Source organism: Serratia sp. Nf2, assembly GCF_003028435.1.
GTDB classification, from domain to species: Bacteria; Pseudomonadota; Gammaproteobacteria; order Enterobacterales; family Enterobacteriaceae; genus Serratia; species Serratia marcescens_L.
This window is the reverse complement of the sequence record NZ_PYTW01000009.1, coordinates 228965-252045: the sequence shown is the minus strand read 5'-3', so window position 1 is coordinate 252045 and position 23081 is coordinate 228965. Positions and strand designations below refer to the sequence as shown.

At 60.3% G+C, this 23081-nt stretch carries 23 protein-coding genes and 1 tRNA gene; 14 read left to right on the top strand and 10 right to left on the bottom strand.

Going from position 1 to position 23081, the window contains the following annotated elements; genetic code table 11:
• Positions 1 to 36: 36 nt before the first annotated feature.
• The 4 genes from C9411_RS19885 to C9411_RS19870 are packed head-to-tail and all read right to left on the bottom strand — an operon-like array spanning position 37 to position 3626.
• Positions 37 to 1305 (bottom strand): FAD/NAD(P)-binding oxidoreductase, encoded by a 1269-nt coding sequence (locus C9411_RS19885; RefSeq protein WP_107227756.1) that lies wholly within the window; start codon positions 1303 to 1305, stop codon positions 37 to 39.
• Positions 1298 to 1558: a (2Fe-2S)-binding protein gene (locus C9411_RS19880; RefSeq protein ID WP_074181190.1), complete on the bottom strand. Its 261-nt coding sequence runs from the start codon at positions 1556 to 1558 to the stop codon at positions 1298 to 1300. The genes C9411_RS19885 and C9411_RS19880 overlap by 8 nt, the downstream gene beginning before the upstream one ends.
• Entirely contained in the window at positions 1555 to 2679 is a 1125-nt protein-coding gene (locus C9411_RS19875) for an FAD-binding oxidoreductase (protein WP_107227755.1), read from the bottom strand. Before C9411_RS19875 ends, C9411_RS19880 begins: the two co-directional genes overlap by 4 nt.
• Positions 2679 to 3626 carry a 4-hydroxyproline epimerase gene (locus tag C9411_RS19870; RefSeq protein WP_107227754.1) on the bottom strand — a complete coding sequence of 316 codons (948 nt, stop codon included), beginning with the start codon at positions 3624 to 3626 and terminating at the stop codon, positions 2679 to 2681. The genes C9411_RS19875 and C9411_RS19870 overlap by 1 nt, the downstream gene beginning before the upstream one ends.
• Positions 3627 to 4015: 389 nt before the next feature.
• Here C9411_RS19870 and C9411_RS19865 point away from each other — a divergent pair, with 389 nt between their 5' ends.
• From C9411_RS19865 to C9411_RS19845, 5 genes are all read left to right on the top strand, one after another.
• The gene (locus C9411_RS19865; RefSeq protein ID WP_063989486.1) at positions 4016 to 4870 is read left to right on the top strand and encodes an AraC family transcriptional regulator; all 855 of its coding nucleotides are present in this window, start codon (positions 4016 to 4018) and stop codon (positions 4868 to 4870) included.
• 209 nt (positions 4871 to 5079) lie between these two features.
• Positions 5080 to 6000, top strand: a complete 921-nt coding sequence (locus C9411_RS19860; protein ID WP_107227753.1) for a dihydrodipicolinate synthase family protein — start codon at positions 5080 to 5082, stop codon at positions 5998 to 6000.
• A 54-nt stretch (positions 6001 to 6054) separates the two neighbouring features.
• Positions 6055 to 7671: an aldehyde dehydrogenase (NADP(+)) gene (locus C9411_RS19855; protein ID WP_107227752.1), complete on the top strand. Its 1617-nt coding sequence runs from the start codon at positions 6055 to 6057 to the stop codon at positions 7669 to 7671.
• A 44-nt stretch (positions 7672 to 7715) separates the two neighbouring features.
• Entirely contained in the window at positions 7716 to 9281 is a 1566-nt protein-coding gene (locus C9411_RS19850; RefSeq protein ID WP_107227751.1) for an APC family permease, read from the top strand.
• A 19-nt stretch (positions 9282 to 9300) separates the two neighbouring features.
• The gene (locus C9411_RS19845; protein ID WP_107227750.1) at positions 9301 to 10314 is read left to right on the top strand and encodes an Ldh family oxidoreductase; all 1014 of its coding nucleotides are present in this window, start codon (positions 9301 to 9303) and stop codon (positions 10312 to 10314) included.
• Between the two features lie 46 nt (positions 10315 to 10360).
• On the opposite strand, the gene C9411_RS19840 is transcribed toward C9411_RS19845, so the two are convergent.
• The 3 genes from C9411_RS19840 to C9411_RS19830 form a co-directional block, all read right to left on the bottom strand.
• On the bottom strand, positions 10361 to 11041 hold the full coding sequence (locus C9411_RS19840; RefSeq protein ID WP_107227749.1) for a hypothetical protein: 681 nt from the start codon (positions 11039 to 11041) through the stop codon (positions 10361 to 10363).
• Between the two features lie 177 nt (positions 11042 to 11218).
• Entirely contained in the window at positions 11219 to 11647 is a 429-nt protein-coding gene (locus C9411_RS19835; protein WP_063989481.1) for a universal stress protein, read from the bottom strand.
• 179 nt (positions 11648 to 11826) lie between these two features.
• The gene (locus C9411_RS19830; RefSeq protein WP_107227748.1) at positions 11827 to 12543 is read right to left on the bottom strand and encodes an autoinducer binding domain-containing protein; all 717 of its coding nucleotides are present in this window, start codon (positions 12541 to 12543) and stop codon (positions 11827 to 11829) included.
• A gap of 339 nt (positions 12544 to 12882) precedes the next feature.
• Here C9411_RS19830 and C9411_RS19825 point away from each other — a divergent pair, with 339 nt between their 5' ends.
• The 3 genes from C9411_RS19825 to C9411_RS19815 all read left to right on the top strand — a co-directional run bounded on the left by C9411_RS19825 (position 12883) and on the right by C9411_RS19815 (position 15273).
• On the top strand, positions 12883 to 14055 hold the full coding sequence (locus C9411_RS19825) for an MFS transporter (RefSeq protein WP_107227747.1): 1173 nt from the start codon (positions 12883 to 12885) through the stop codon (positions 14053 to 14055).
• Positions 14056 to 14162: 107 nt separating this feature from the next.
• Complete coding sequence (locus C9411_RS19820; protein WP_063989478.1) at positions 14163 to 14729, top strand: GNAT family N-acetyltransferase; 567 nt, start codon at positions 14163 to 14165, stop codon at positions 14727 to 14729.
• The gene (locus tag C9411_RS19815; protein WP_063989477.1) at positions 14713 to 15273 is read left to right on the top strand and encodes a hypothetical protein; all 561 of its coding nucleotides are present in this window, start codon (positions 14713 to 14715) and stop codon (positions 15271 to 15273) included. The genes C9411_RS19820 and C9411_RS19815 overlap by 17 nt, the downstream gene beginning before the upstream one ends.
• 110 nt (positions 15274 to 15383) lie before the next feature.
• Here C9411_RS19815 and C9411_RS19810 read toward each other — a convergent pair whose 3' ends face one another.
• Positions 15384 to 15686: a putative quinol monooxygenase gene (locus C9411_RS19810; RefSeq protein ID WP_107227787.1), complete on the bottom strand. Its 303-nt coding sequence runs from the start codon at positions 15684 to 15686 to the stop codon at positions 15384 to 15386.
• Between the two features lie 384 nt (positions 15687 to 16070).
• On the opposite strand from C9411_RS19810, the gene C9411_RS19805 reads away from it, so the two are divergent.
• Both C9411_RS19805 and C9411_RS19800 read left to right on the top strand, forming a co-directional pair.
• Positions 16071 to 17384, top strand: coding sequence for an MFS transporter (locus C9411_RS19805; protein WP_107227746.1), 1314 nt, complete (start codon positions 16071 to 16073; stop codon positions 17382 to 17384).
• 74 nt (positions 17385 to 17458) lie between these two features.
• On the top strand, positions 17459 to 17962 hold the full coding sequence (locus C9411_RS19800; protein ID WP_107227745.1) for a DedA family protein: 504 nt from the start codon (positions 17459 to 17461) through the stop codon (positions 17960 to 17962).
• Between the two features lie 220 nt (positions 17963 to 18182).
• Here C9411_RS19800 and C9411_RS19795 read toward each other — a convergent pair.
• A tRNA-Lys gene (locus C9411_RS19795) sits at positions 18183 to 18258 on the bottom strand.
• 349 nt (positions 18259 to 18607) lie between these two features.
• On the opposite strand from C9411_RS19795, the gene cycA reads away from it, so the two are divergent.
• On the top strand, positions 18608 to 20008 hold the full coding sequence (gene cycA, locus C9411_RS19790) for a D-serine/D-alanine/glycine transporter (protein WP_107227744.1): 1401 nt from the start codon (positions 18608 to 18610) through the stop codon (positions 20006 to 20008).
• A 51-nt stretch (positions 20009 to 20059) separates the two neighbouring features.
• Here cycA and C9411_RS19785 read toward each other — a convergent pair whose 3' ends face one another.
• Positions 20060 to 20983, bottom strand: coding sequence for a DMT family transporter (locus C9411_RS19785; protein WP_063989473.1), 924 nt, complete (start codon positions 20981 to 20983; stop codon positions 20060 to 20062).
• 67 nt (positions 20984 to 21050) lie between these two features.
• Here C9411_RS19785 and C9411_RS19780 point away from each other — a divergent pair, with 67 nt between their 5' ends.
• From C9411_RS19780 to wrbA, 3 genes are all read left to right on the top strand, one after another.
• Complete coding sequence (locus tag C9411_RS19780; protein WP_063989472.1) at positions 21051 to 21626, top strand: helix-turn-helix domain-containing protein; 576 nt, start codon at positions 21051 to 21053, stop codon at positions 21624 to 21626.
• A 117-nt stretch (positions 21627 to 21743) separates the two neighbouring features.
• On the top strand, positions 21744 to 22214 hold the full coding sequence (locus tag C9411_RS19775; RefSeq protein WP_107227743.1) for a helix-turn-helix domain-containing protein: 471 nt from the start codon (positions 21744 to 21746) through the stop codon (positions 22212 to 22214).
• Positions 22215 to 22300: 86 nt separating this feature from the next.
• The gene (gene wrbA, locus C9411_RS19770; RefSeq protein ID WP_063989470.1) at positions 22301 to 22900 is read left to right on the top strand and encodes an NAD(P)H:quinone oxidoreductase; all 600 of its coding nucleotides are present in this window, start codon (positions 22301 to 22303) and stop codon (positions 22898 to 22900) included.
• Positions 22901 to 23081: the final 181 nt, after the last annotated feature.

Sequence of the window (23081 nt, the reverse complement as noted above, 5' to 3'; positions counted from 1 at the left end):
CGGCATTTGCCTGGGGGCGAAATGCCGCTAACCCATTCAACCGTCGTCATCACATCGGTTCAGCCCCAGTGCAACCAGCGTTTCTGTCCTGACCGGCGTTAAAGGCACACGCGGCGACGGTAAAGGCCAGCCCAAAAGCTGCCTCGCCGCCGTCGCGCAGATTTTTCCCTGGCATGCTCCCATACCACATCGGCTGCTCAGTTTAGCCGAGTTCCAATCCGGCTGATGGCGTACCTGTTCCAACGTAACGTCTTCGCAGCGGCACAGTAACGTTTGCGGTTTGGCCAGCGAATTCAAGCGCTCATCGAGAGCAAAGGTTCTTGCCGTCGCCGTGGCGAAACGCCGCCACCGCCGCCGCTGCACCACCATGCGCTCTGCCTTTTCCCGCTGCCCGGTGGCAGCATAACCGGCAATGGCGCCTTCGGTGAGCGCCAATTCACTGCCGCCAATGCCGGTACACTCCCCGGCGGCATAAATTTGCGCCTGGCTGGTTTGCTGAAAATGATCCACCGCTACGGCGTCGTGTTCTATCCGGCACCCCAGCAGCATCGCCAACTCAATGTTCGCCACCAGACCAAAACCGCAGGCTAACCGGTCACAGGCGATCGTTCTTTGCCGCCCGCCGTTATTGACATGCACCGAGGTTAAACGTTCTTGCCCCAACGCCGCCAGCACCCGGTTACCGGCACGATAACGATGCGGCATCAGAGAAAACGCCTGACGCAGCTTGGCTGGCCAGCGCCACAGGCCGCCGGCAAACGCCGCCAACCGCCAAAGCGGCGCCTGCTCAGCCACCAGCACCACCTCACCGCCGGCCTGTTTCACGCTGTCCGCCACCGCCAACAGCAGCGGACCACTGCCGGCTATCACCACTCGCTCGCCGCGGATCGCCAACCCCTGCTTGATTTGCGCCTGTAGACCACCGGCGCCGGTCACCCCCGGCAGCGTCCAGCCGGGAAACGGCAACAACAGTTCACGCGCGCCATTGCATAAAATCAGCTTCTGATAGCGAATCACGCCGCAGCCTTCGGCGTCTTCATAGGCCAATCGGTTAGCGCCACACTGCGCCACCAGCTTGCAGCCGGACTGCAGCGCAATATTTTCCCTCGTCGCCACCGCCTGCCGATAGCGGTTCGCCGTTTCAGGCAACGCCACCTGCGGTCCATCGCGCCAGATTTGCCCACCGGGATGCGGATTATCATCAATCATTCGCACCTGGCCACCACTTTCCGCCGCGGCCAGCGCCGCCGCCTGGCCGGCCGGACCGGCACCGACGATCAGCACCTCACAATTGAAGTTACTCATCATCGCTCCTCTCAATGCGCATGCCGGCTTGGCACAGCGTTTGGCACGCCAGGCGACGCAGACCGTTAATGGTCACCCGGCACTCCTGACAAACGCCCATGCCGCAAAAGGGGGCGCGCGGTTGGTGTGAAACAGATAACCGACAACGATCGTCACCACACAGGCTGAGTGCCGCAGCAACGCTGAGCCCAACCGGCACCCGCCGGTGCTCTCCATCGATACTCAACGAGAGCGTATTTTGTCTTTCATTCATACAGGCAGCTCCTTGGCGGCTAACGCCCGCGCCGCCAAATACGGGGAAGCGTCAATTTCCGGCGTTTGCCGGCCGATCTGCGCAGTAATCAGCGCGGCGCTGCCGAGGGCAGTCGTGACGCCCAATCCCTCGTGCCCCAGCGCCAGCCACAGCCAGGAATGCTGCGGATGCGCGCCTAACAGCGGCAGCCCGTCAGCAGAGGCGGCGCGCAGCCCGGTCCAGCAGCGAATGATGTTCATCTGCGCTAATGCGGGCAAGAAATGCTGCGCACGCGTGAGCATTGCCGCCAACAGCGGCATGTCCAACGCCGAATCGACGGCGTCGAACTGGCGGGAAGAACCGATCAGCCATTGCCCGGTGGGCCGCGCCTGTACATTGAATGCCACCGACGTGCCGTCGCTGGCATGCGCGCTGGCGCCATATCCCAGCTCCACCAACTGATGACGCACCCGAGGCGGGTAGCGATCGGTAATCGCCAGATGGCCCTTCTTGGCGTGAAGCAAAGTCTGCGGCAATAGGCTATTGGCCCTAAGGCCGCAGGCCAGGACTACCCGCGGCGCAGCCAGGTGCCTGCCGTCCACCAGCCGCACTGCCCCTTCATCCAGCACTGCCGCCTCGCCATGCACCACGTCGATCGCCGCACCACCGTCGGCCAACAGCCAGCGAGCCGCGAGCGGCGCATACAGAATGCCGTCGCCCGGCACCCGCAACCCACCGGCCAGGCCGTGCCGCAGCATCGGCTCCATCGCGGCGATCTGCTCCGCCGTCAGCAGCTCCGCAGCCACGCCCTGCTCCGCCAGCCGCGTCCGCTTTTGCTCGGCGATGGCCATTTCATCCGCTTTATCCGCCAGCCATAGCGTTCCGCAGCCGCGCCAGGCACACGCTTGCGGCATGCGCCCCGTCACTTCACGCCATAACCGCAGCGAATAAGCGCTCAACGCCAGCTCGGCCGGATTGTCGTCCATGCACACCAGATGCCCCATGCCAGCGGCGGTGGCGCCGGCGCGGCGATCGTCCACTACCGAAACACGATACCCTTCCCGCGCCAGCCGCCAGGCACAGGCAGCGCCGATGATGCCGGCGCCGATCACGATGACATCGGCTCCCCGCTCGGCGCCCATCAGCGTATTCCCCAAACAAAGGGATCGCGTTCGTCGAGCAGCAGTTGGCTATCGGCGCACACATAGGCCTGCCCGCGAATAAAGGGGGTAATGCGATCGCCATTCCGGCGATAGTAGGCCTGAAATTCGCTGCCGATCATGCTGGCCTGCCGCCACTGCGTGTCCGGCGGCAGCTTGTCGTCCGCCGCCAGGCACGCCAGTTTGGCGCTGGTGCCGGTGCCGCACGGAGAACGGTCATAGGCTTTGCCGGGGCACAGCACGAAGCTGCGGCTGTCGGCCTGCGGATCGTCACCGAACAGTTCGATATGGTCTATCACCCCGCCGTCTTCACCGCGGATGCCCGCCTGATCCAACGCCTGCCGCACCGCCCAGGAGAACGCGGTCAATGCCTCCAGATTTTGTTTATCGATGGGCAACGGCGACTCACCGATCAGGAAGAACCAGTTACCGCCCCAGGCGATGTCACCCGTCACCGGCCCGTAACCCGCAACCTCAAGCCGCACCTGGCGGCGGTAACGATAAGCCGCCACGTTCTCTACCGTGACGCTGCCGTCGTCATGCAGCGTGGCGTTTACCGGGCCGACCGGGGTCTCGATCAGATGGCGACCGGCGTGGATGCGCCCCAGGTGCGCCAGCGAAGCAATCAGCCCGATAGTGCCGTGCCCGCACATGCCCAGATAGCCGCTGTTGTTAAAGAAGATCACCCCAGCGGTGGCCTGTGGCGAACAGGGGCGACACAGCAACGCCCCCACCAGCACGTCATTGCCGCGCGGTTCGAGCATCACCGCGCAGCGCCAATCGTCATAATGTTGCGCGAAACACGCCCGCCGTTCCGCCATGCTGCCCTCGCCGAGATCGGGAAAACCTTCCACGATCAGACGGGTCGGCTCTCCGCCGGTATGAGAATCGATCGCCCGCAAAGCGGTGATATGCGCAGAAAGTGCCATCGGCGTCTCCTGAGTTAATGAGCTGTTACCAATGGCATTAGCCTGAACGAATGTGAGCATAACGGCTTGATGCGTTTCGGCGCGGCGAATGAAGAAATCAGCACAGTGACAAAAGTCAGGCCTGACGCGTCGCGGGTATGTGCTTAGCGAATGCCATAACAATGACTTATTTATCATATTGTTATTTTCATGCTAAACCTTTGTGTAGCGAGAAACGCCGCAGTTTTCAAGCAACTGCCAAACTCCGCCCGGCAAAAGTATGCGGCAATCCGCATATTTGGCAGCCGGCCGGAAATAGCGCTTGCTTCGTTACATAAAAGTTAATATTGATGCGAAAGCGCCAACCTGGCCCGCCTGTTTTTCCGGCTAACGACCGAAAAGGGACTGTTATGCGATCCACTTCAGACTATCAGCCTCCGGTTTCTCTCTCGCCGCCTTCGCTTGTGGGACTGCCGGAGCAAGAGGACGTTTTTGCCGTCGAACATCTGTCGCGCCTGTGCGACGGACTGGCGCAGCAGCGCCCGAATAACCTGCACGATCTGCTGAATACGCTGGCGCTGATCGCGCCGCTGCTGAACGCGATTCCCAACGTGGTGTTCTTTATCAAAGACGCCCAGGCTCGCTACCTGCTGGCCAACCTGACGCTGGCCAGGCGCTGCGGTTTCAAAACCGTCACGCCGCTGCTGGGCAAGACCTCCGCCGACGTTTTTCCCGCTCAGCTTGGATCCGGCTACACCGAGCAGGATCTGCGGGTATTGCGCCACGGCGTGCTGATCCAGGATCAGCTGGAGATGCACCTGTACAATGGCCGAGAAACCGGCTGGTGCCTGACGCAAAAGCTGGCGCTGTATGACGCGCAGGGAAAAATCATCGGTATGGCGGGTATTTCTCACGATCTGCAGGAGGCCAGGGCCAATCACCCGGCCTACCAACGGCTGGCGGCGATCGACGTGCACATCCGCCGCCACTATGCCCGACCGATCGCGCTTGAAGAGCTGACGGCGCTGACCGGGTTGTCGGTGGCGCAGATCGAACGCTACTGCAAACGTATCTTCCACCTCACCCCACGGCAGATGATCCATAAAGTGCGGCTGGAAAAAGCCACGGAACTGCTGGCCGGCGATCTGCCGATCACCGACATCGCGCTGCTGTGCGGCTACACCGATCACAGCGCATTCAGCCGTCAATTCAAAGCGATGACCGGCTCTACGCCGCGCGATTTCCGCCTGACGCTTTCCGCTTAATGCGCTGATTTATCTGGTTAAGCCCCCTCTTTTCACGGTGCACCAGCGCCCGGTTTTTTCACGTCCGCTTTTCGGCGCCATTGTGCCAATTTCGTCGCGGCAATCGGTGAAAAGCGTCAAGCCTCCCCACGCAATACCGGTCAATCTGTCGGTGAGCCTTACCAAAGATTCACTTTTCATTAACACTTTCGGACGACAGGACAAACACGATGAGCCATAAAGCCATAAGCTGGAGCGGCGTATTCCCGGCGGTGACGACCCAGTTCCGCAACGATTTCTCTTTGGACCTCGACGCCACCCATACGGTGATCAAAAACCTGGTACGCGACGGCGTCTCCGGCCTGGTGGTGTGCGGCACCGTCGGTGAAAACACCTCGATGACGGTGCAAGAGAAGCTGGCGGTGATCGAAGTGGCGAGAGACGCCGCCGACGGTAAAGTGCCGGTGATCGCCGGCATCGCCGAGTTCACCACCGCCTTCGCGCAGAACATGGCGCGTGAAGCGCAAAAGGCCGGCGTCGACGGGATTATGGTGATGCCGGCGCTGGTCTACTCCGCCAAACCGCACGAAACCGCCGCGCATTTCCGCAGCGTCGCCGGCGCGACCGATCTGCCGATCATGGTCTACAACAACCCTCCCATTTACAAAAATGACGTCACGCCAGACATTCTGACCTCGCTGGTCGACTGCGAGAACATCGTGTGTTTCAAAGACTCGTCGGGCGACACCCGCCGCTTTATCGACCTGCGCAACGAAGTCGGCGATCGCTTCGTGCTGTTCGCCGGGTTGGACGATGTGGTGCTGGAAAGCATCGCCGTCGGCGCGCAAGGCTGGATCTCCGGCATGTCGAATGCTTTCCCGCGCGAAGGAGAAACGCTATTCCGGCTGGCGAAGGAAAAACGCTATGAGGAAGCGTTGGCGCTGTACAGCTGGTTTATGCCACTGCTGCACCTCGATGCCCGCCCCGATCTGGTGCAGTGCATCAAACTCTGCGAACAGCGGGTCGGCCGCGGCAGCGCCGTCACTCGTCCGCCGCGCCTGGCGCTGCAGGGCGAGACGCTCACCGAGATCAATGCCGTGATCGATAAAGCGCTGGCCACTCGCCCTGCGCTGCCGAACGTCGGCCTGTAACGCCTTCACCGCCCGGCCATGCCGGGCGTCATGCTTTCTCTACCGGGGGAACCAATGCCCAACGATCGCTACGCCGCCATCAGCGGCCAACAATTTATCGGCGGCCAACGCCGCGCCGAAGGGGAAGCGGCGCTGCTCAGCCTGCGCGCCGACGACGGTCAGCCGACCGGCTACCGCTTCCACCAGGCCACGGCGGCAGAAACCGCCGCCGCCGCAGAAGCTGCCGCCGCGGCCTTTGCACCTTATTCGCAGCTCAGCGCGGAACAACGCGCGAAATTTCTCGACACCATTGCCGAGGAGTTAGACGCGTTGGATGAGGATTTCTTCGCCTTAGCCATGCAGGAAACCGCCTTGCCGCCGGCGCGGTTGAGCGGCGAACGCGCCAGAACCAGCGGCCAGATGCGGCTGTTCGCTACGCTACTGCGGCATGGCGACGTCGAGGGCGTGCGCATCGACTGCGCGCTGCCGCAACGCTCCCCCCAGCCGCGCCCCGATCTACGTCAATACCGCACGGCGCTCGGCCCGGTGGCGGTATTCGGTGCCAGCAACTTCCCGCTGGCGTTCTCCACCGCGGGTGGCGATACCGCCGCCGCGCTCGCCGCCGGCTGCCCGGTCGTGTTCAAGGCGCACAGCGGCCATATGATCACCGCCGAGCTGACCGCTCAGGCGATCGAGCGCGCCCGGAAACGCACGGGGATGCCTGCCGGCGTCTTCAACATGATCTTCGGCAACCGCGTGGGAGCCGACCTGGTACAACATCCGGCGATTCAGGCCGTGGGATTCACCGGCTCGCTGCAAGGCGGTCGAGCGCTCTTCGATCTGGCGATGCAACGCCCTCAACCTATCCCGGTCTTCGCCGAAATGTCGAGCATCAACCCGGTAGTGATCCTGCCACAGGCGCTGGCGCGGCGCGGGCAGCACATCGCGCAGGAACTGGTCTCTTCCTTTACGCTCGGTTGCGGTCAGTTCTGCACCAAGCCCGGCGTGATCGTCGCGCTGCGCGGCGGCGCCTTCGATCGGCTGGCCGAAGCGATGAGCGCCTTGGTCAACGCCGCCGAGCCGCAGCCGATGCTGAATACCGGTACGCTGGAGCATTACCGTCACGGGCTGGCAGCCCTCGATGCGCACCCGGGTATGCGCCGTCTGGCGGGCCGCAGTGAAACGCCCCCTCATCGGGCGACGGCACAGCTGTATCAAGCGGAGGAGGCACTGCTGCTGCAGGCCGATCCGCTGCTGCAACAGGAGGTCTTCGGCCCGGCCAGCATCCTCGTCGCTGTAGATAGCGAAGTGCAGCTGCATGCGGCGCTGGCGGCATTGCAAGGTCAGTTAACCGCTACGCTGCTGGCGGATGACGGCGATCTCGATACGGCTGCCGAGCTGACGACACTGTTGGCACGCAAAGCCGGTCGGGTGCTGTTCAACGGCTATCCGACCGGGGTAGAAGTGTGCGACGCCATGGTGCACGGCGGCCCCTACCCGGCGACCAGCGACGCACGCGGCACCTCGGTCGGCACGTTGGCCATCGAACGTTTCCTGCGGCCGGTCTGTTTGCAAAACACCCCTGCGGCGCTGTTGCCGCCACCGCTGCAGGACGCCAACCCGCTCAACCTGCTGCGGCTGGTGAACGGCGTTTTCACCCGAGATCCCCTGATTTCACCTGCCCAAAATTAGCCCGGCCGCATCTGCCTGCCACTCAATAACAAAAGGGTAATACCATGACAACCCAAGGCAAATTCAAGAAGCAGCTTACGCTCACCGATCTGACGTTCATCGGTCTGGGCGCCATCTTCGGCTCCGGTTGGCTGTTCGCCGCCAGCCATGTCTCCTCCATCGCCGGCCCGGCCGGCATCTATTCCTGGCTGATCGGCGGCCTGGCGGTGCTGCTGCTCGGCATCGTCTACTGCGAGCTGGGCGCCGCCCTGCCGCGCGCCGGCGGCATCATTCGCTATCCGGTGTTCTCGCACGGCGAACTGATGGGTTATCTGCTGGGGTTTATCACGCTGATCGCCTTCTCCAGCCTGATTGCCATCGAAGTCGTCGCTGCCCGGCAATACGCCGCCGCCTGGTTCCCATTCCTCAGCCAGCCGGGTTCCGGCGACCCTACGCCGATCGGCTGGCTGGTGCAGCTGGCGCTGCTGTGCTTTTTCTTCGCGCTCAACTATTACAGCGTCAAAACCTTCGCTAAATCCAATAACCTGATCAGCGTGCTGAAGTTTCTGGTGCCGCTGCTGGTGATCGTGGTGTTGTTCAGCTTTTTCAAACCGGAAAACCTGCACAGCCAGGGCTTTGCCCCCTTCGGTTCAGCCGGGGTTGAGGCCGCCATTTCCGCCGGTGGCATCATCTTCGCCTACCTCGGCCTGACGCCGATCATTTCGGTCGCCAGCGAGGTGCAAAGGCCGCAGCACACCATTCCCATCGCGCTGATCCTGTCGGTGGTGCTGTCCACCATCATCTATGTGCTGCTGCAGATAGCGTTTCTCGGCAGTATCCCCAGTGAGCTGCTGAGCGGCGGCTGGGCCGGTATCAGCCAACAGTTCTCCCTGCCGTTTCGCGATATCGCCATCACGCTGGGCATGGGGTGGCTGGCATTTCTGGTGGTCAGCGACGCGATCGTTTCGCCGAGCGGCACCGGCAACATCTATATGAACGCCACGCCTCGCGTGATCTACGGTTGGGCGCGCGCCGGCACCTTCTTCAAACTGTTCACCCGGGTGGATGGCGAGTCCGGCATTCCCCGCCCGGCGCTGTGGCTGACCTTCGCTCTCTCGGTATTCTGGACGCTGCCGTTCCCGTCGTGGGAAAAGCTGATCGGCGTGGTGTCCGCCGCGCTGGTGCTGAGCTACGCCATCGCCCCGGTCACCGCCGCCGGGCTGCGGCGCAATGCGCCCGATATGCCGCGTCCGTTCCGGGTGCGCGCTTTCTGCGTACTCGGCCCGCTGTCGTTTATCATTTCGGCGCTGATCGTATTCTGGTCCGGCTGGGATACCGTTTCCTGGCTGCTCGGCTTGCAGATCCTAATGTTCTTCATCTACATCCTGTTCAAGAATCAGGTGCCGACCCACGCCGTTAGCCTTCGGCAGCAAATTTGGTCCTCGCTGTGGCTGATCGTCTTCTATGCGCTGGTGATCGCACTCTCTTACCTCAGCAGCTTCGGCGGCATCGGCGCCATTGCCCACCCGTGGGACACCCTCACCATGGCGGTGATTGCGCTGGCGGTTTACTACTGGGGCGCCTATACCTGTTTACCCCAGGCCAATTTTATCGGCGATGAAGAAGAATGAACCCAGGGAGGACATCGAAATGACATCCATGCACGTTCTGTCGCTGGAACAGGCTTATCAACTGGCGTTGAGCACGCTGCGCAGCAACGGTTTCAATCAGGTGCATGCCGAGGCGGTAGCTCAAAATGTCACCCAGGGCGAACGCGACGGCTGCGCTTCGCACGGGCTGTATCGACTATTGGGCTGTGTGCGATCGCTGCGGGCAGGCAAGGTTTCTGCCGATGCGATGCCCAGGTTGCTCGACCAGGCGCCAGCCATCTTGCGTGCCGACGCCGGCGGCGCGTTTTCCCTGCTGGCCTACCGCACCGCTCTGCCGGCCTTTATCGAGAAGGTGCGAACCAACGGTATCGCCGCGCTGGCGATCAACCGCTGCGTGCACTTCTCCGCGTTGTGGGCCGATATCGAACCGCTAACCGAGCAGGGGTTGGTGGCCTTGGCCTGCACGCCCAGCCATGCGTGGGTGACGCCGGCCGGCGGTTCGCGCCCGCTGTTCGGCACCAACCCCATCGCCTTCGGCTGGCCGCGCTCGGATCGGCCGCCGTTTTTGTTCGACATGGCCACCAGTGCGGCGGCGCGCGGCGAAATCGAATTACACCGCCGTGCAGGCACCCCGCTGCCTGAAGGCTGGGGCATTGATAAGGCAGGCAATCCGTCCACCGATGCAGCCAGCGTGTTGGAGGGCGCGATGCTGGCCTTCGGCGGACATAAGGGCTCGGCGCTGGCGGCGATGGTTGAGTTGTTGGCCGGGCCGCTGATCGGCGATATGACCAGCAAGGAATCGCTGGCCTACGACGACGGCACCGGTTCGTCGCCTTACGGCGGTGAGCTGATCATCGCGTTGGATCCTGAGCGTTTTCTCGGTGCGGATAAGGCCAAATATTTCGCCAGCGCAGAGGCGATGTTTGCCGATATGCTGGCGCAAGGCGCACGCATCCCCGGCGAACGCCGTTATCGGCAGCGGCGCCAGAGCGAACAAGACGGCGTGAAAATTCCCAGGACGTTGTACGACGAAATAGTGGCACTGTGCGATTAGCACCGGATTGATTCTCCCGCGCCGGCAATCCGGCGCGGGGAGAGGCTTATCCTGCCTGAGCCAGATCGCTGTGCAGGCGCTTGCGCCACACCGGTTTGGTGTCCCAGCGAGCGAAGTGTTTCGCCTCTTTACCCGGCTGCACCTGGTGCCACATATCTTCTTGCCACCGGATCGGTTCCTTTCCTCGCAACGTTGGGCGGGTCTGTTTAATCGTCCGTTGCAAGACGTCCGCTTCCTCAGCGGTAATGGGCGGCGCCTGTCTGGCGGCGTCCAGCGCACGGCTTCCCAGCGGCGCCATCACCCGATACAACACGTTGACCTGCTGCAGCGTCGCCTGCTGATTAGTGCTCATCCCCTTACCCGACCAACCGTCGAAGTTTTCACCGGGATCGTCCCCCTGCGCGCGATACTCATTACCTGGCCCCTCGACGATATTCCATCCTTGCCAGGTCACCAGAGTGTGTAATCCATCGCGATCCTGCAGGTTTTTATTCTTGATCTGTTTGAGCACTTCGGCGCGGTTTGGCACACCGATAAGGTTCATAAACTCGTCCAGCGCGTCCCAATGCTGCCCCGCCACCAAACCATTCCAGACATTCCGCAAACAGTTCCAGGGAATGGTGTGATGCCAGGTCAGCGTGATAAGCGGTTTGGTTGACGCATGTTGCCAACGGCTCGGTTCACTGCCCCGATCGCCCCTGATAATCCCATCAACTTCTAATGGCATAGCTGCCCCTCTTCTGGCTGAGATGAAGAATATGCGCAAGGCCAGTGGCCCGGTTGGCATAAAAACGTCAGCTAAAATCGTAGCAGCTCAGGCTGAGATGGCAATAAAACGCAAGGCACGCTCTGCAGCCGACAGGCAACCACAGAACGCGCCCGAAAACGGCGGGCTTAAGACGGATTATCTGACCACCATCACCGAAATATTGGCATGGCGAACGATAGCGGCGGCGTTAGACCCCAGCAGATAGGTTTTCACGCTCGGGCGACGCGAACCGATGATGATCAGATCGGCGTCGATCTCTTCCGCCAGTTCTAACACCTGATCGCGCGCGGAACCGAAGCTGACGGTGTAATTGAGGCGATCCAACGGCAGATCGATTTCCGACATGACTTTCTTCAGTTTATCCACCGCCTTCACTTCCGCCTGATTCTCAAACTCCTTGAGACCGAACGAATAGGCAGTAACAAACGCCGAGGCATCCGGCAGCGCATGGAAGAAGTGCACTTTAGCGCCGGACATCTTCGCCAAATATTCCACATGCTTCAGCGCATGCTCGGTTAACAGATCTTCTTCAATATCGATCGGCACTAAAATAGTCTTGTACATATCACATCCTTTCTATGTAAACCGGGTGCCTACAGAGTACTGCCGCGCGCGGGCGCGGTGAATCGCTTTATCACGCTTTTGTGATCGGGGGTAAATACTGATAAGGATAACTCTTAATTTAACAAAATATAAACATCACACCGAAAACGGATAGGCGCTTAATTATTTATTACTCGAGATTAAATCAGCTGTAAATAAACCGCTTTGGCAGTGGCGGCGGTCTTATTGGCGACAGAAAGTTTTTTAATCGAGTTGCCGATGTGGAAATTGATCGTACGCTCGCTCACCCCCATCAATAGCGCGATCTCTTCCGCCGTTTTCCCTTCGCTGCACCAACGTAAAATGTCTTTTTCGCGCAGCGTCAGCACGTCTTTTATCGCGTCGTCATTCACCGATATCAAGGCTTCACGCAGCGTTTTATGGGCGGCTTGCGCCAGCCAAAGGAAAAAGGTTTCATTTGCCGCGCGCGCTTGTGGTGTTTGCTCCGGTAGCGCTTTGCCAGCAAACGTCAGGATCCCCAGCCGGCCATAGCAATCCTTGACCGATTGCGACCAACCGGCGCACAGGCCAAACTGCGCCATATGCCGCCAAAGCGTCGGCCGCTCGTGATAAAAGCTTTCGTCCCACTGGAACTGCAGTGTGGAGTGGTGAGCGCGCTCAATAACCGGATCCTGCAAGTATACCCGCTGCCGCCGATAATCCTCGAGATAGCTCGCTGAAAAATTCCCTTCGATCAGCATCTTGGGGCGGCTGGCCGGATAACAGGAAAACACGATGTAGGAGAAATAATCAAACCCCAATGCCTCGGCGCAGGGCTCCAGCTGCGTCAAAAAGCATTCGCGATCGGCCAGGCTGCCTATCACATCTGCCATGAGCCGTTGAGTGCGGGTATCCATAACGCAGGTTCTCCAGATAGCGATGCCGATTTATCGATAGGTCAGACTCACTATAGAATATCGTCGCCCGGCGCCAGTAGCCGTTTCATATAATAAAAAACACCAACGCTATAACGAAAAAAGCTATTCCCATTAAAATAAGCCTTTTATTGCGTCGAAGAGGAAAACTACGCGAATAGCATAATCTCTTCAGGTCGTAAACCTGTCATTCCTGTCATGGACAGCGCCATCTGTCCGCCATTACTTTTTCTGTGATGCTGAGTTTGATGAATAACTGCCGCCAAGCCGAAAATAATGGCGGCGTGCCACGATAGAAAACGAACATATCAGGAATACAGAATGAGATTAACGGACTATAACGGCCATCTGTTCACGCTCTGTCTGATGGCGACCGGCACATTCGCCATCGGCACCGACGCCTTTATCGTCGCCGGCGTGCTCAGCGACATTTCCGATACCTTTGCCGTCAGCCCCGCGCAAGCGGGGCAGTTGATATCGGTATTCGCGTTGGCTTATCTGTTGTTCGCACCGCTGACTGCCTGGCTGCTCGGCAACGTCAACCGCAAGCATATCCTGCAGTTGGCGCTGGTGCTGTTCATCGTCGGCAACCTGGCCTGTGTCTGGGCCAACAGCTACCTGCAGATCGCGTTCGGCAGAGTGCTGGCCGCATTGGGAGCGGCCTGTTACACGCCGCAGGCCGCCGCAGCAGCGGTGGGGCTGGTGGCGGAAAAACGCCGCGGCCTGGCCATTTCCATCGTCTATGGCGGCATGACGTTGGCTATTGCGCTCGGTATTCCATTCGGTACCTTTCTCGCCAAACTGATCGGCTGGCGTGAAATCTTCCTGTTTATCGCCCTGTTGGGGGCGATTGCGCTGCTGGGCCTTTCGCTGGCGCTGCGCGCCATTGCGCCACCAGGCAAGCATTCTCTGAAAGAGCAGCTCGCCCCGCTGCGGCAAAAGGCGGTGCTGACTACGCTACTGATTACCTTTTTTGCCGTTTGCTCGGAACACATCGTCTATAGCTACGTCAGCGTGTTGCTGAAAAACACCCAGTTCGGCCCGCAGGCGATCCTGCCCCCCGCGCTGCTGGTGTTCGGCATTGGCGCGGTGATCGGTAATTTTGCCTCCGGCGCGTTAACCGATGCCCTTGGCAGCAAGTTCGTGCTGCTGCTTTCCGTGGCGATCCAGACGCTGTCCCTGTTTCTGCTGGCCTTTTATGTCACATCCCCTTGGTGGGTGCTGGCCATCTTTATGGTCTGGGGTATCACCGGCTGGATGTATCTGGTGCCGATCCAGCACCACCTGTTGTCGCTGTCGAAACGCTTTGGCGCGCTGACCGTGTCGCTCAACAGCTCGGTGCTGTACGCCGGCATCGCGGCGGGCGGCATGCTGGGCGGCCTGACGCTCTACGCGCTGCCGGCCTATTACCTGCCGCTGTTTTCACTGCCGTTCGGCGCCATCGCCCTGCTGCTGACGCTGATCTTTTTTCAGGGAAACACCCCCGACGAGTGAACGATGACCGACTTTCCTCACCTTTTTCCACAGCTCATTTTACGCAGCCCGCCTCTCGGCGCTGGGCTACACTGCCGGTAGCCCTAATGCGCTGATAAGGAAAAATAATGCGCCTTTTGCCTCTGCAGACCCCCAGGCTGATCCTGCGCCCGTTCACGGCTGACGATCTGCCCCACTTTACCGCCTACCGTCGCCACCCAGACGTAGCGCGCTACCAAAGCTGGAGCGACTACAGCGCCGCCGATGCGCAGGCCTTTTTCGAACGGCAACGGCGGCTCGCATTCAACCGCGACGACAGCTGGTTTCAACTGGCGGTCGAGCACCGGGAGGACAGTGCGTTGCTCGGCGATGTCGCGGTGCATTTCTTCGATGCGGGGCGCCAGGCTGAACTGGGCGTGACCTTCGCGCCCAGCCATCAGCGGCAAGGGCTGGCACGCGAGGCGCTAAACGCCGTCATCGCTCTGCTGTTCGGGCCGCTGGCGAAGCACCGCATTACCGCGGTGGTGGACGCGCGTAATCTTCGCGCCGCCGCGCTGTTCGGCAAGCTGGGCTTTCGTCGTGAGGCCTGCTGGCGGCAAAACGTATTTTTCAAAGGCGCATGGGGCGACGAATTCGGTTTCGCCCTGCTGCAAAGCGAATGGCGGGAGAATGAAAAACATGGCGCTGTTGAATAAATACCTTGGGCAATACCAGTTCTCGGAGCAGCATGCGATTGCCATCGCCGCGCCGCAGGCTCGGATCCTGGCGGCCGTGGCCGCTTACGATCCCAAACACGATCGTTTCTTCCGCAGCATGATAGCGCTGCGCGAATTGCCCGCGCGGCTGATGCCACGCGATAAGCCCAGCCAGCCGCCGTTTGGCCTGCATAACTTTTGCCTGCTTGAGCAGGATGACAGCGCGTTGGTCTATGGCCTGATCGGCCGCTTTTGGCAGGCTGAATACGGCCTGGAGCAGGTCGCTGACGGGGCGGGCTTTCTGGCCTTCGCTCAGCCCGGCGTCGCCAAACTGGCGCTGGGTTATATCGTGAATCCTCTCGAGGGCGGGCGCTGTCGTCTGGTGACGGAAACGCGTATCTTCTGCCCCGACGACGCCAGCCGGCGGCGGTTTACCCCGTATTGGTATGCTATTCGCCTGGTGAGCGGGTTGATACGGCGCCGTATGTTGCGCGCCATTAAAATCGCCAGCGAAAAGCAGGCAGTGAATCATTCATCAAGCTGATTTATTTAAGAGCATTCTTAGAGAATGAAAATCATTACCAGCCTATTTTTTAATCACAAGAAGACAGTAGTGAGAAGCCATTGACCCCGCCCCCTGCGGGGATTTTTTCGTCATTTATCACCTGTTTCAGGAAATGAGTGCATAAACAGGAAGGTACAAGGCTTGCGCTGATAGTGATTGATCTGCGGCACCAGCCGGGTGAAATGCTCGGTCTGACAATGCGCATCCAGGGCGGCGCGATCCGGCCAGCTTTCGATAAAAATAAAATGCCCGGGGTCCTGCTGGTCGATGCACAGCTCATAACGGATGCACAGCGGCTCTTGACGGGTTTTCTCCACCAGCTCGCGATACCATGGCATAACGGTTTCAATGTGTTCCGGGTGAATAAAATCTTCAGCGATGACCTTCAGCATGTTGCGCTCCTGCATTCTGTTTTGCCGTGCCTCACCTTATCGTCCTCCCTCTCGAGATGAAAGCGACCTACTCCAGGTCTATCACTGGGTTGCCAATTCGGTGATAGCGCACACAGATCTCGATCAAAGCGCTTGAACGCGCCATAGCCCTGCGTGAACGTTTGGTTAACAAAAAAGCAACACACCATTCACCATGGTGATGTTTGCATCAGCCTGCCGACCCGATACGCGGCGTTTTTTTCGCCTTTAAAGGCCTGACCATTAGTCCTTTAGACCTTTAAAACTCACGAAAAAAATCCGCTGTAACCGTCGTGTTGAGGGCAACGGCGCCAGGACGGTCCTTATGACCGACGTTTGTCATTCTCAGAAGAGAGGTTACCGCCAGTGAATCACGCCACTTATGCCGCTCCAGCGCTCAACGCCGCCATCCGCAAAACCTGGCACAGGCTGGTGCCCTTGATGTTCGCCATGTACTTCATCGCGTTTATCGACAGGGTTAACGTCGGCTTTGCCAAGGACGCGATGGCCATCGATATCGCGCTGTCGCAATCCGCCTTTGCATTGGGTGCCGGGATATTTTTTGCCGCCTATGCGCTGTTCGGCATCCCGGCCAACCTGCTAATGAACCGCTGGGGCGCCAAACGCTGGCTCAGCGCCACCACTGCGTTATGGGGGGCGCTGTCGGCCTGCACCGGGCTGGTGACCAACGAACAGCAATTTATCGCCCTGCGGTTTCTACTGGGGATCGCCGAAGCCGGCTTTTATCCCGGCATCCTGCTGCTGGCGTCGATCTATTTTCCCAATAAGGTGCGCGCCTCGGTCATTGGCATTTTCGTGCTCGGCGTGCCGGCGGCCCTGACGCTCGGCTCACCGCTGTCGGGGGCATTGCTGGAGATGCACGGCGTGTTGGGTAAACCCGGCTGGTTCTGGATGTTCGTGCTGGAAGGGCTGCCGGCCGTCGCCCTCGGCATCTTCGCCTTTTTCTATCTCGACGATAACCCACGGCAGGCTCGCTTTTTGACTGAGGAAGAACGCACGGCGCTGGTCGCACAGTTGGCCGCCGAACAGCAGCAAACCGAAACCAGCAGCGTCAAAGCGGCGATGAGAAGCGGCAAAGTTTGGCATCTGGCGTTGATCTACGGCACCCTGCAGATCGGCGTGTACGGCCTGATGTTTTTCCTGCCGTCGCAGGTCGCCTCGCTGATGGGCACCCATCTCGGCTTCAAGGCCTCGCTGGTGGCCGCCATTCCCTGGGCGTTCTCCGCGCTGGGCGTCTATTTCCTGCCGCGCTACGCCGACAGAAACACCGCCAGAAGATTACCGATCGCCGTCGGGTGCATGGTCGCGGCGGCGCTGGGGTTGGTGGTTTCTTCCTATGCCGGCCCTCTGCTCGCTATCGTCGCCCTGAGCTGCTGCGCAGTCAGTTTTCTGGCGGTACAGCCGATTTTCTGGACGTTTCCCGCGCAGCTGCTCACCGGCCCGGCGCTGGCGGCTGGCATCGGCTTTTGCACCACGCTCGGCGCGGCGTTCAGCTTTTTAGCCCCGCTGATCCGCACCGAGGCGGAACAGCGTTTTCACAGCCCGCATGCCGGGCCGCTGGTGCTGGCCGCCTTTGCACTGCTGTGCGCCGCGCTGTTGTGGGCGCTCAAAAACCGGCGCGCCGACGTGCGCAAGCAAGACGCAGAGATTGCCGGATAGCGGCGCGTTATTTAGCCATTATTGAACCTGTGGATGGGACACTGGCACTCAGCCCTCTCGCCCACAGGTGTTAAATGAATGAATTGACACACATTATCGCCAAATACAGCCCGAATCCAGAGATGTTGCTGCTGCTGATTTTCCTGTTTGCGCTGGGTAAATCCGTGATCTTCGTTTCCTCCGTCCTGCCGCCCGCCTCGGTCACGCTGCTGATGGGCATCGTTGCGGGCAAGCACGCGCTGCCTGTCGGCGCCGTTTGGGCGGCCATCACCCTCGGGGCCGCGCTGGGATCGATCTTGTCGTTCCACTGCGGCGCGCTGCTATGCCGCCGCGATCTTGGCAGCCGGCTACCGGCGCGTTTTCATGCGCCTCTGCGCAAAGCCCAGCGCGCCCTGCAAAAAAGAGGGCTGCCGTTGCTGTTCGCCTCGCGTTTTCTGGCGGTAATGCGCTATACCGTACCGCTGATGGCCGGCATGCTGAAGCTGCCGCTGGGGCGCGTCTATGCCACCGCCGCGCTCTCGGCCGCCGCCTGGGCGCTGCTCTTGATGTCGGCTGCGCATGTATTCCCCGCATCTTGACCTGAAAGATTCTTGGGCAAATGACCGCTCCATGCGCCGACGTTGCGCCAGCGCACAGCCTCTCTTGCCGTATAAACTGCGGTGCAACACCGCAGTTTGCGCCAGATCACCTTTCTGAACATCAGTCGAAAAATGCGAATTTTTTTGCAAAAAGCGCGCTTAAAACGGCGCAATGAGGAAACAAGCAGAGAAAAGCCTGGGCGTAACACGCTGATTTGGTTGGTGGGTCGTACAGGGTTCGAACCTGTGGCCCATGGATTAAGAGTCAACGGCTCTACCGACTGAGCTAACGACCCAACGAGGTAAATTGCCCTCTTCGCCGCCATCGCTGTCAAACGCTTACACTCATTACTTTTTCTCATGCGAATTTTGCAACCCTTTGTTTAATCAACGAGATAAGCCGCATAAGGTCTGTTCATCCCATCTTTTGAAGAGTAATCTTCCGCTCCCTGAACGTCCGATTTGCCTCCTCCGTGTAAAGATTGTTCGACTTTTATCCCGCGTATAAATGTTGTAAACATGTTGCACAAAGGTGGCCTTATTGCACTACCTTACTAAAGCCGGACCAACCGGATAAATGTATAAAAAAGAGCCACTTCAGAGCTCACGACTTCACTAATGACAGGTAAAACAGGACATCATCAGATGGTAGATCACTCTAAAATAGCGACTGACGCGACGCCCGCTTCAGAAGATCATCTACGGCGAAACCTCACTAACCGACATATTCAACTGATCGCCATCGGCGGCGCCATCGGCACCGGCCTGTTTATGGGCTCCGGTAAAACCATCAGCCTGGCCGGCCCTTCGATCATCTTCGTGTACATGATCATCGGCTTTATGCTGTTCTTCGTGATGCGCGCCATGGGCGAGCTGCTGCTGTCCAACCTGGAATACAAATCGTTCAGCGATTTCGCTGCGGATCTGCTCGGCCCGTGGGCCGGGTTCTTCACCGGCTGGACCTACTGGTTCTGCTGGGTGGTCACCGGCATCGCCGACGTCGTGGCGATCACCGCCTACGCCCAGTTCTGGTTCCCCGGGCTGTCGCAATGGATCGCTTCGCTGCTGTGCGTGCTGTTGCTGCTTGGCCTTAACCTGGCGACCGTGAAGATGTTCGGCGAAATGGAGTTCTGGTTTGCGATGATCAAAATCGTCGCCATCGTCGGGCTGATCGTCGCCGGGCTGGTGATGATCGCCATGCAGTTCCAGTCGCCGACCGGCACCGTGGCCTCATTCACCCATCTGTGGAATGACGGCGGCATGTTCCCGAAAGGCATCAGCGGCTTCTTCGCCGGCTTCCAGATTGCGGTATTCGCCTTCGTCGGCATTGAGCTGGTGGGCACCACCGCCGCAGAAACCAAGGATCCGGAGAAATCGCTGCCGCGCGCCATCAACTCGATTCCGATCCGCATCATCATGTTCTACGTGTTCGCCCTGATCGTCATCATGTCGGTGACGCCGTGGAATTCCGTGGTGGCGGACAAGAGCCCGTTCGTTGAATTGTTCGTGCTGATCGGCCTGCCGGCTGCGGCCAGCGTGATCAACTTCGTGGTGCTGACCTCCGCCGCCTCTTCCGCCAACAGCGGCGTGTTCTCCACCAGCCGCATGCTGTTCGGGCTGGCGCAGGAAGGCGACGCGCCGAAATCGTTCGCCAACCTGTCCAAGCGCGCGGTGCCGGCCAACGGCCTCACCTTCTCCTGCATCTGCCTGCTGGGCGGCGTGGTGCTGATTTATCTGATCCCGAACGTGATGACGGTCTTCACCCTGGTGACCACCGTATCGGCGATTCTGTTCATGTTCGTCTGGACCATCATCCTGTGTTCGTACCTGGTCTACCGTAAACAGCGCCCGGCGCTGCACCAGAAATCGATCTACAAGATGCCTGCCGGCAAGCTGATGTGCTGGGTGTGCATGGCGTTCTTCGTGTTCGTGCTGGTGCTGCTTTCGCTGCGCGAAGACACCCGCCAGGCGCTGATCGTCACCCCGCTGTGGTTCATCGTGCTCGGCCTGTCTTACGTGTTCCTGCGCAAGAAGAAAACCGCGTGATGCAAAAAGGGGCGGATATCTCCGCCCCTTACTTCTTTTTGTGCCTCTGCGCTAATCCGCTTCCGTCGCCACCGCCGCTTTATCCTTGCGCCGCACGCGCAGTTCGCTGACCACCACCCCAATCACGATCAACGCGCCCCCCAATAACGCCACGCCCGGCAAACGCTCCCCGGCCAACCGCCCGACGATGCCCGCCCAGACCGGTTCGCCGGCGTAAATCACCGTGGCCCGCGTCGGCGAAACGCTGCGCTGCGCCCAGTTCATGGTCAGCTGAATCAAGGCGCTGGCCAGCCCCAGCCCAATGGCGCTGTACAGCAGGTAATCCGAATACGGCGGCGGCGACTCGCCGGTCGGTGCCATCATCAAAAATGAAGCCAGCGAGGCGGTCGCCAGCTGCACGATGGTCACCCGGCGGATATTCACCTTGCCGGCGAAAGCGCCGATCAAAATGATCTCTGCCGCCATGCCCAGGGTGCCGGCCAGCGTCAGAATTTCGCCGAGGCTCAGCGTCATGTCGGTGCTGCTCGGCGCCGCCAGCAGCATCAGGCCGGTAAAGGCCAGCAGAATGCCGATCCACGACATAATGCCGGGGAACCGCCCCAGCACCAACCATTGCAACAGTGGCACGATCGGCACGTACATGGCGGTGATAAACGCCGATTGGCTGCTGGTGATGGTCTGCAGGCCGACGGTTTGCATGCTGTAGCCGAACATGATCGCCAGCCCAATCAGCCCGCCCGCCTTCAGTTCATACAGGGTCAGGCCGCGCAACACGCGCAGCGAAAACAGGGTCAGCGCCAGCGTGGCGGTGGCGAAACGCAGGCCGACGAAAAAGAACGGCCCGCTGACCTGCATCGCATGATGCACCGCCAAAAAGGTGCCGCCCCAGATCATGGTGATGAAAATCAACACCGCCTCCGGCAGCCTGATTTGCGGAACCACGGTGGAAATAAAGGATTTTTTTGCTGCTGACACCGGCTTGCCCTTCCTGCTGAGTGCAATATAATGCACAGATCCTGCCAGTATGAGATAAAGTCCGGCGATGAGCAATACGGCGCATAACGCAAAAACCGATCCCCCCAAGGTGCTGCAGTACCTGAGCAGCAACCTGCGCGGATACCGCCAACGGGCGGGCCTGAGCCAGATGGCGCTGGCCGAGCTTTCCGGCGTCAGCCGCCGCATGCTGGCGGGCATCGAGGCCGGCGATCGCAACGTCAGCCTGGCGGTGCTCGATAAGATCGCCGCCGCCCTGACGATTTCCTTCACCGATCTGATCCAGGCGCCGGAAGCGCGCGGCAGCCATCTGGTGGGGGAACTGGCCTGGCAAGGCGCGAAGCCGGGCAGCCAGGCGCTGTTCGCCGCCAGCGTACCGGCGCGGCAGCGGGCCGAGCTGTGGGAATGGACGCTGATGCCGGGCGAGCGCTATGACTCTGCGCCGGACGCCGAAGGCTGGAGCGAAATGATCTACGTGATTGCCGGTACCCTGACGCTGGAGCTGGAACAAGATACGCTGACGCTCACCGCCGGCGCCGCGCAAACCTTCAACAGCGATCAACGCTACGCTTACGCCAACCACGGCGACCAGCCCCTGCGCTTTATCCGCAACGTCGCCTTCTGACTGCCCGCCGGCCCGCGCCGGCGGCGGATGTCGTCTCGCTGTCGTGCCGCTGTCGTGGCGCCGCCACCCCGCTCGCCCTACACTGAATGAAAGTGACAGCGAACTCAGGAGTGCACCATGCAAAAGTACCGCATCAGGCCATTACGTCTGGAAAAAGGCTGGTCGCAGGAGCAGCTGGCGACGATCGCCGGCCTCAGCACCCGCACCGTCCAGCGGATTAAAAACGGTGAACAGGCCAGCCTGGAAACCTTGACCGCGATCGCTGCCGCGCTGGGCGTGCAGGTCAGCGATCTCAATGCGCAGCCGCAACAGGTAATGGAGGAGGAGACGCCTGACGAACAGCGTATTCGTCGCCAGGTCGCGGCAGAAGGCAAACTGCTGAGCATGGCGGTGCGTTTCGCCGTGATTGGCGTGATGTTGTTCGCCATCAATGGGTTTACCCACCCGCAATATCTCTGGTCGCTGTGGGCGATCGGCGGCATGAGCCTCGCGCTGGTCATGCGGGCGGTGCGCACCCTGCTGCTGCGCAATGTCTTCAGCCGCTGGCAGGAACAGCGGCTGGCGCACAAGCTGCGGCGCTTGCCCTGAATCCGCCATTCGACAAAACCAAATTCGTCATTCGCTTCTATGCTTATCAAGGGTTTTTGTTAATCATCTGAGCGGGAGTACGGAACATGACGAAAGTGTTGGTGCTTTATTACTCAATGTACGGCCATATCGAACACCTGGCGCAGGCGGTGGCCGAAGGCGCGAATCGGGTTAACGGCGTGGACGTGACGATTAAACGCGTGCCGGAAACCATGACGCCGGAGGCCTTTGCCAAAGCCGGGGGCAAACAACATCAGCAGGCGCCGATCGCCAGCCCGCAGGAGCTGGCGGACTATGACGGCATTATATTCGGCACGCCGACCCGCTTCGGCAATATGGCCGGGCAGATGCGCACCTTCCTCGATCAGACCGGCGGCCTGTGGGCTTCCGGCGCGTTGTACGGCAAGGTAGGCAGCGTCTTCTCCTCTACCGGCACCGGCGGCGGCCAGGAACACACCATCAGTTCCACCTGGACCACGCTGGCGCACCACGGTTTCATCATCGTGCCGATCGGCTATGCCACGCCAGAGCTGTTTGACGTTTCGCAGGTACGCGGCGGCACCCCGTATGGCGCCACCACCATCGCCGGCGCCGACGGTTCGCGGCAACCGAGCAACGAAGAGTTGACCATTGCCCGCTATCAGGGCGAGCACGTGGCAAAAATCACCGCCAAGCTGAAAAGTTAAGCACCCTCCTGCGCCTGTGATTCAAAGGGCCGCGCATTCGCACGGCCCCATCTTGTTGCCGACCCGCCGCAAGGTTAGAATGCCCGTCCCCCGGCCATTCAGCGTCTGAAGGCCAGGCCCGAATTCGTTCTGCCCGTCGCTCATCCGCTTTCAGCCCGAGGACGGGCGTTCTGTTTTTTGC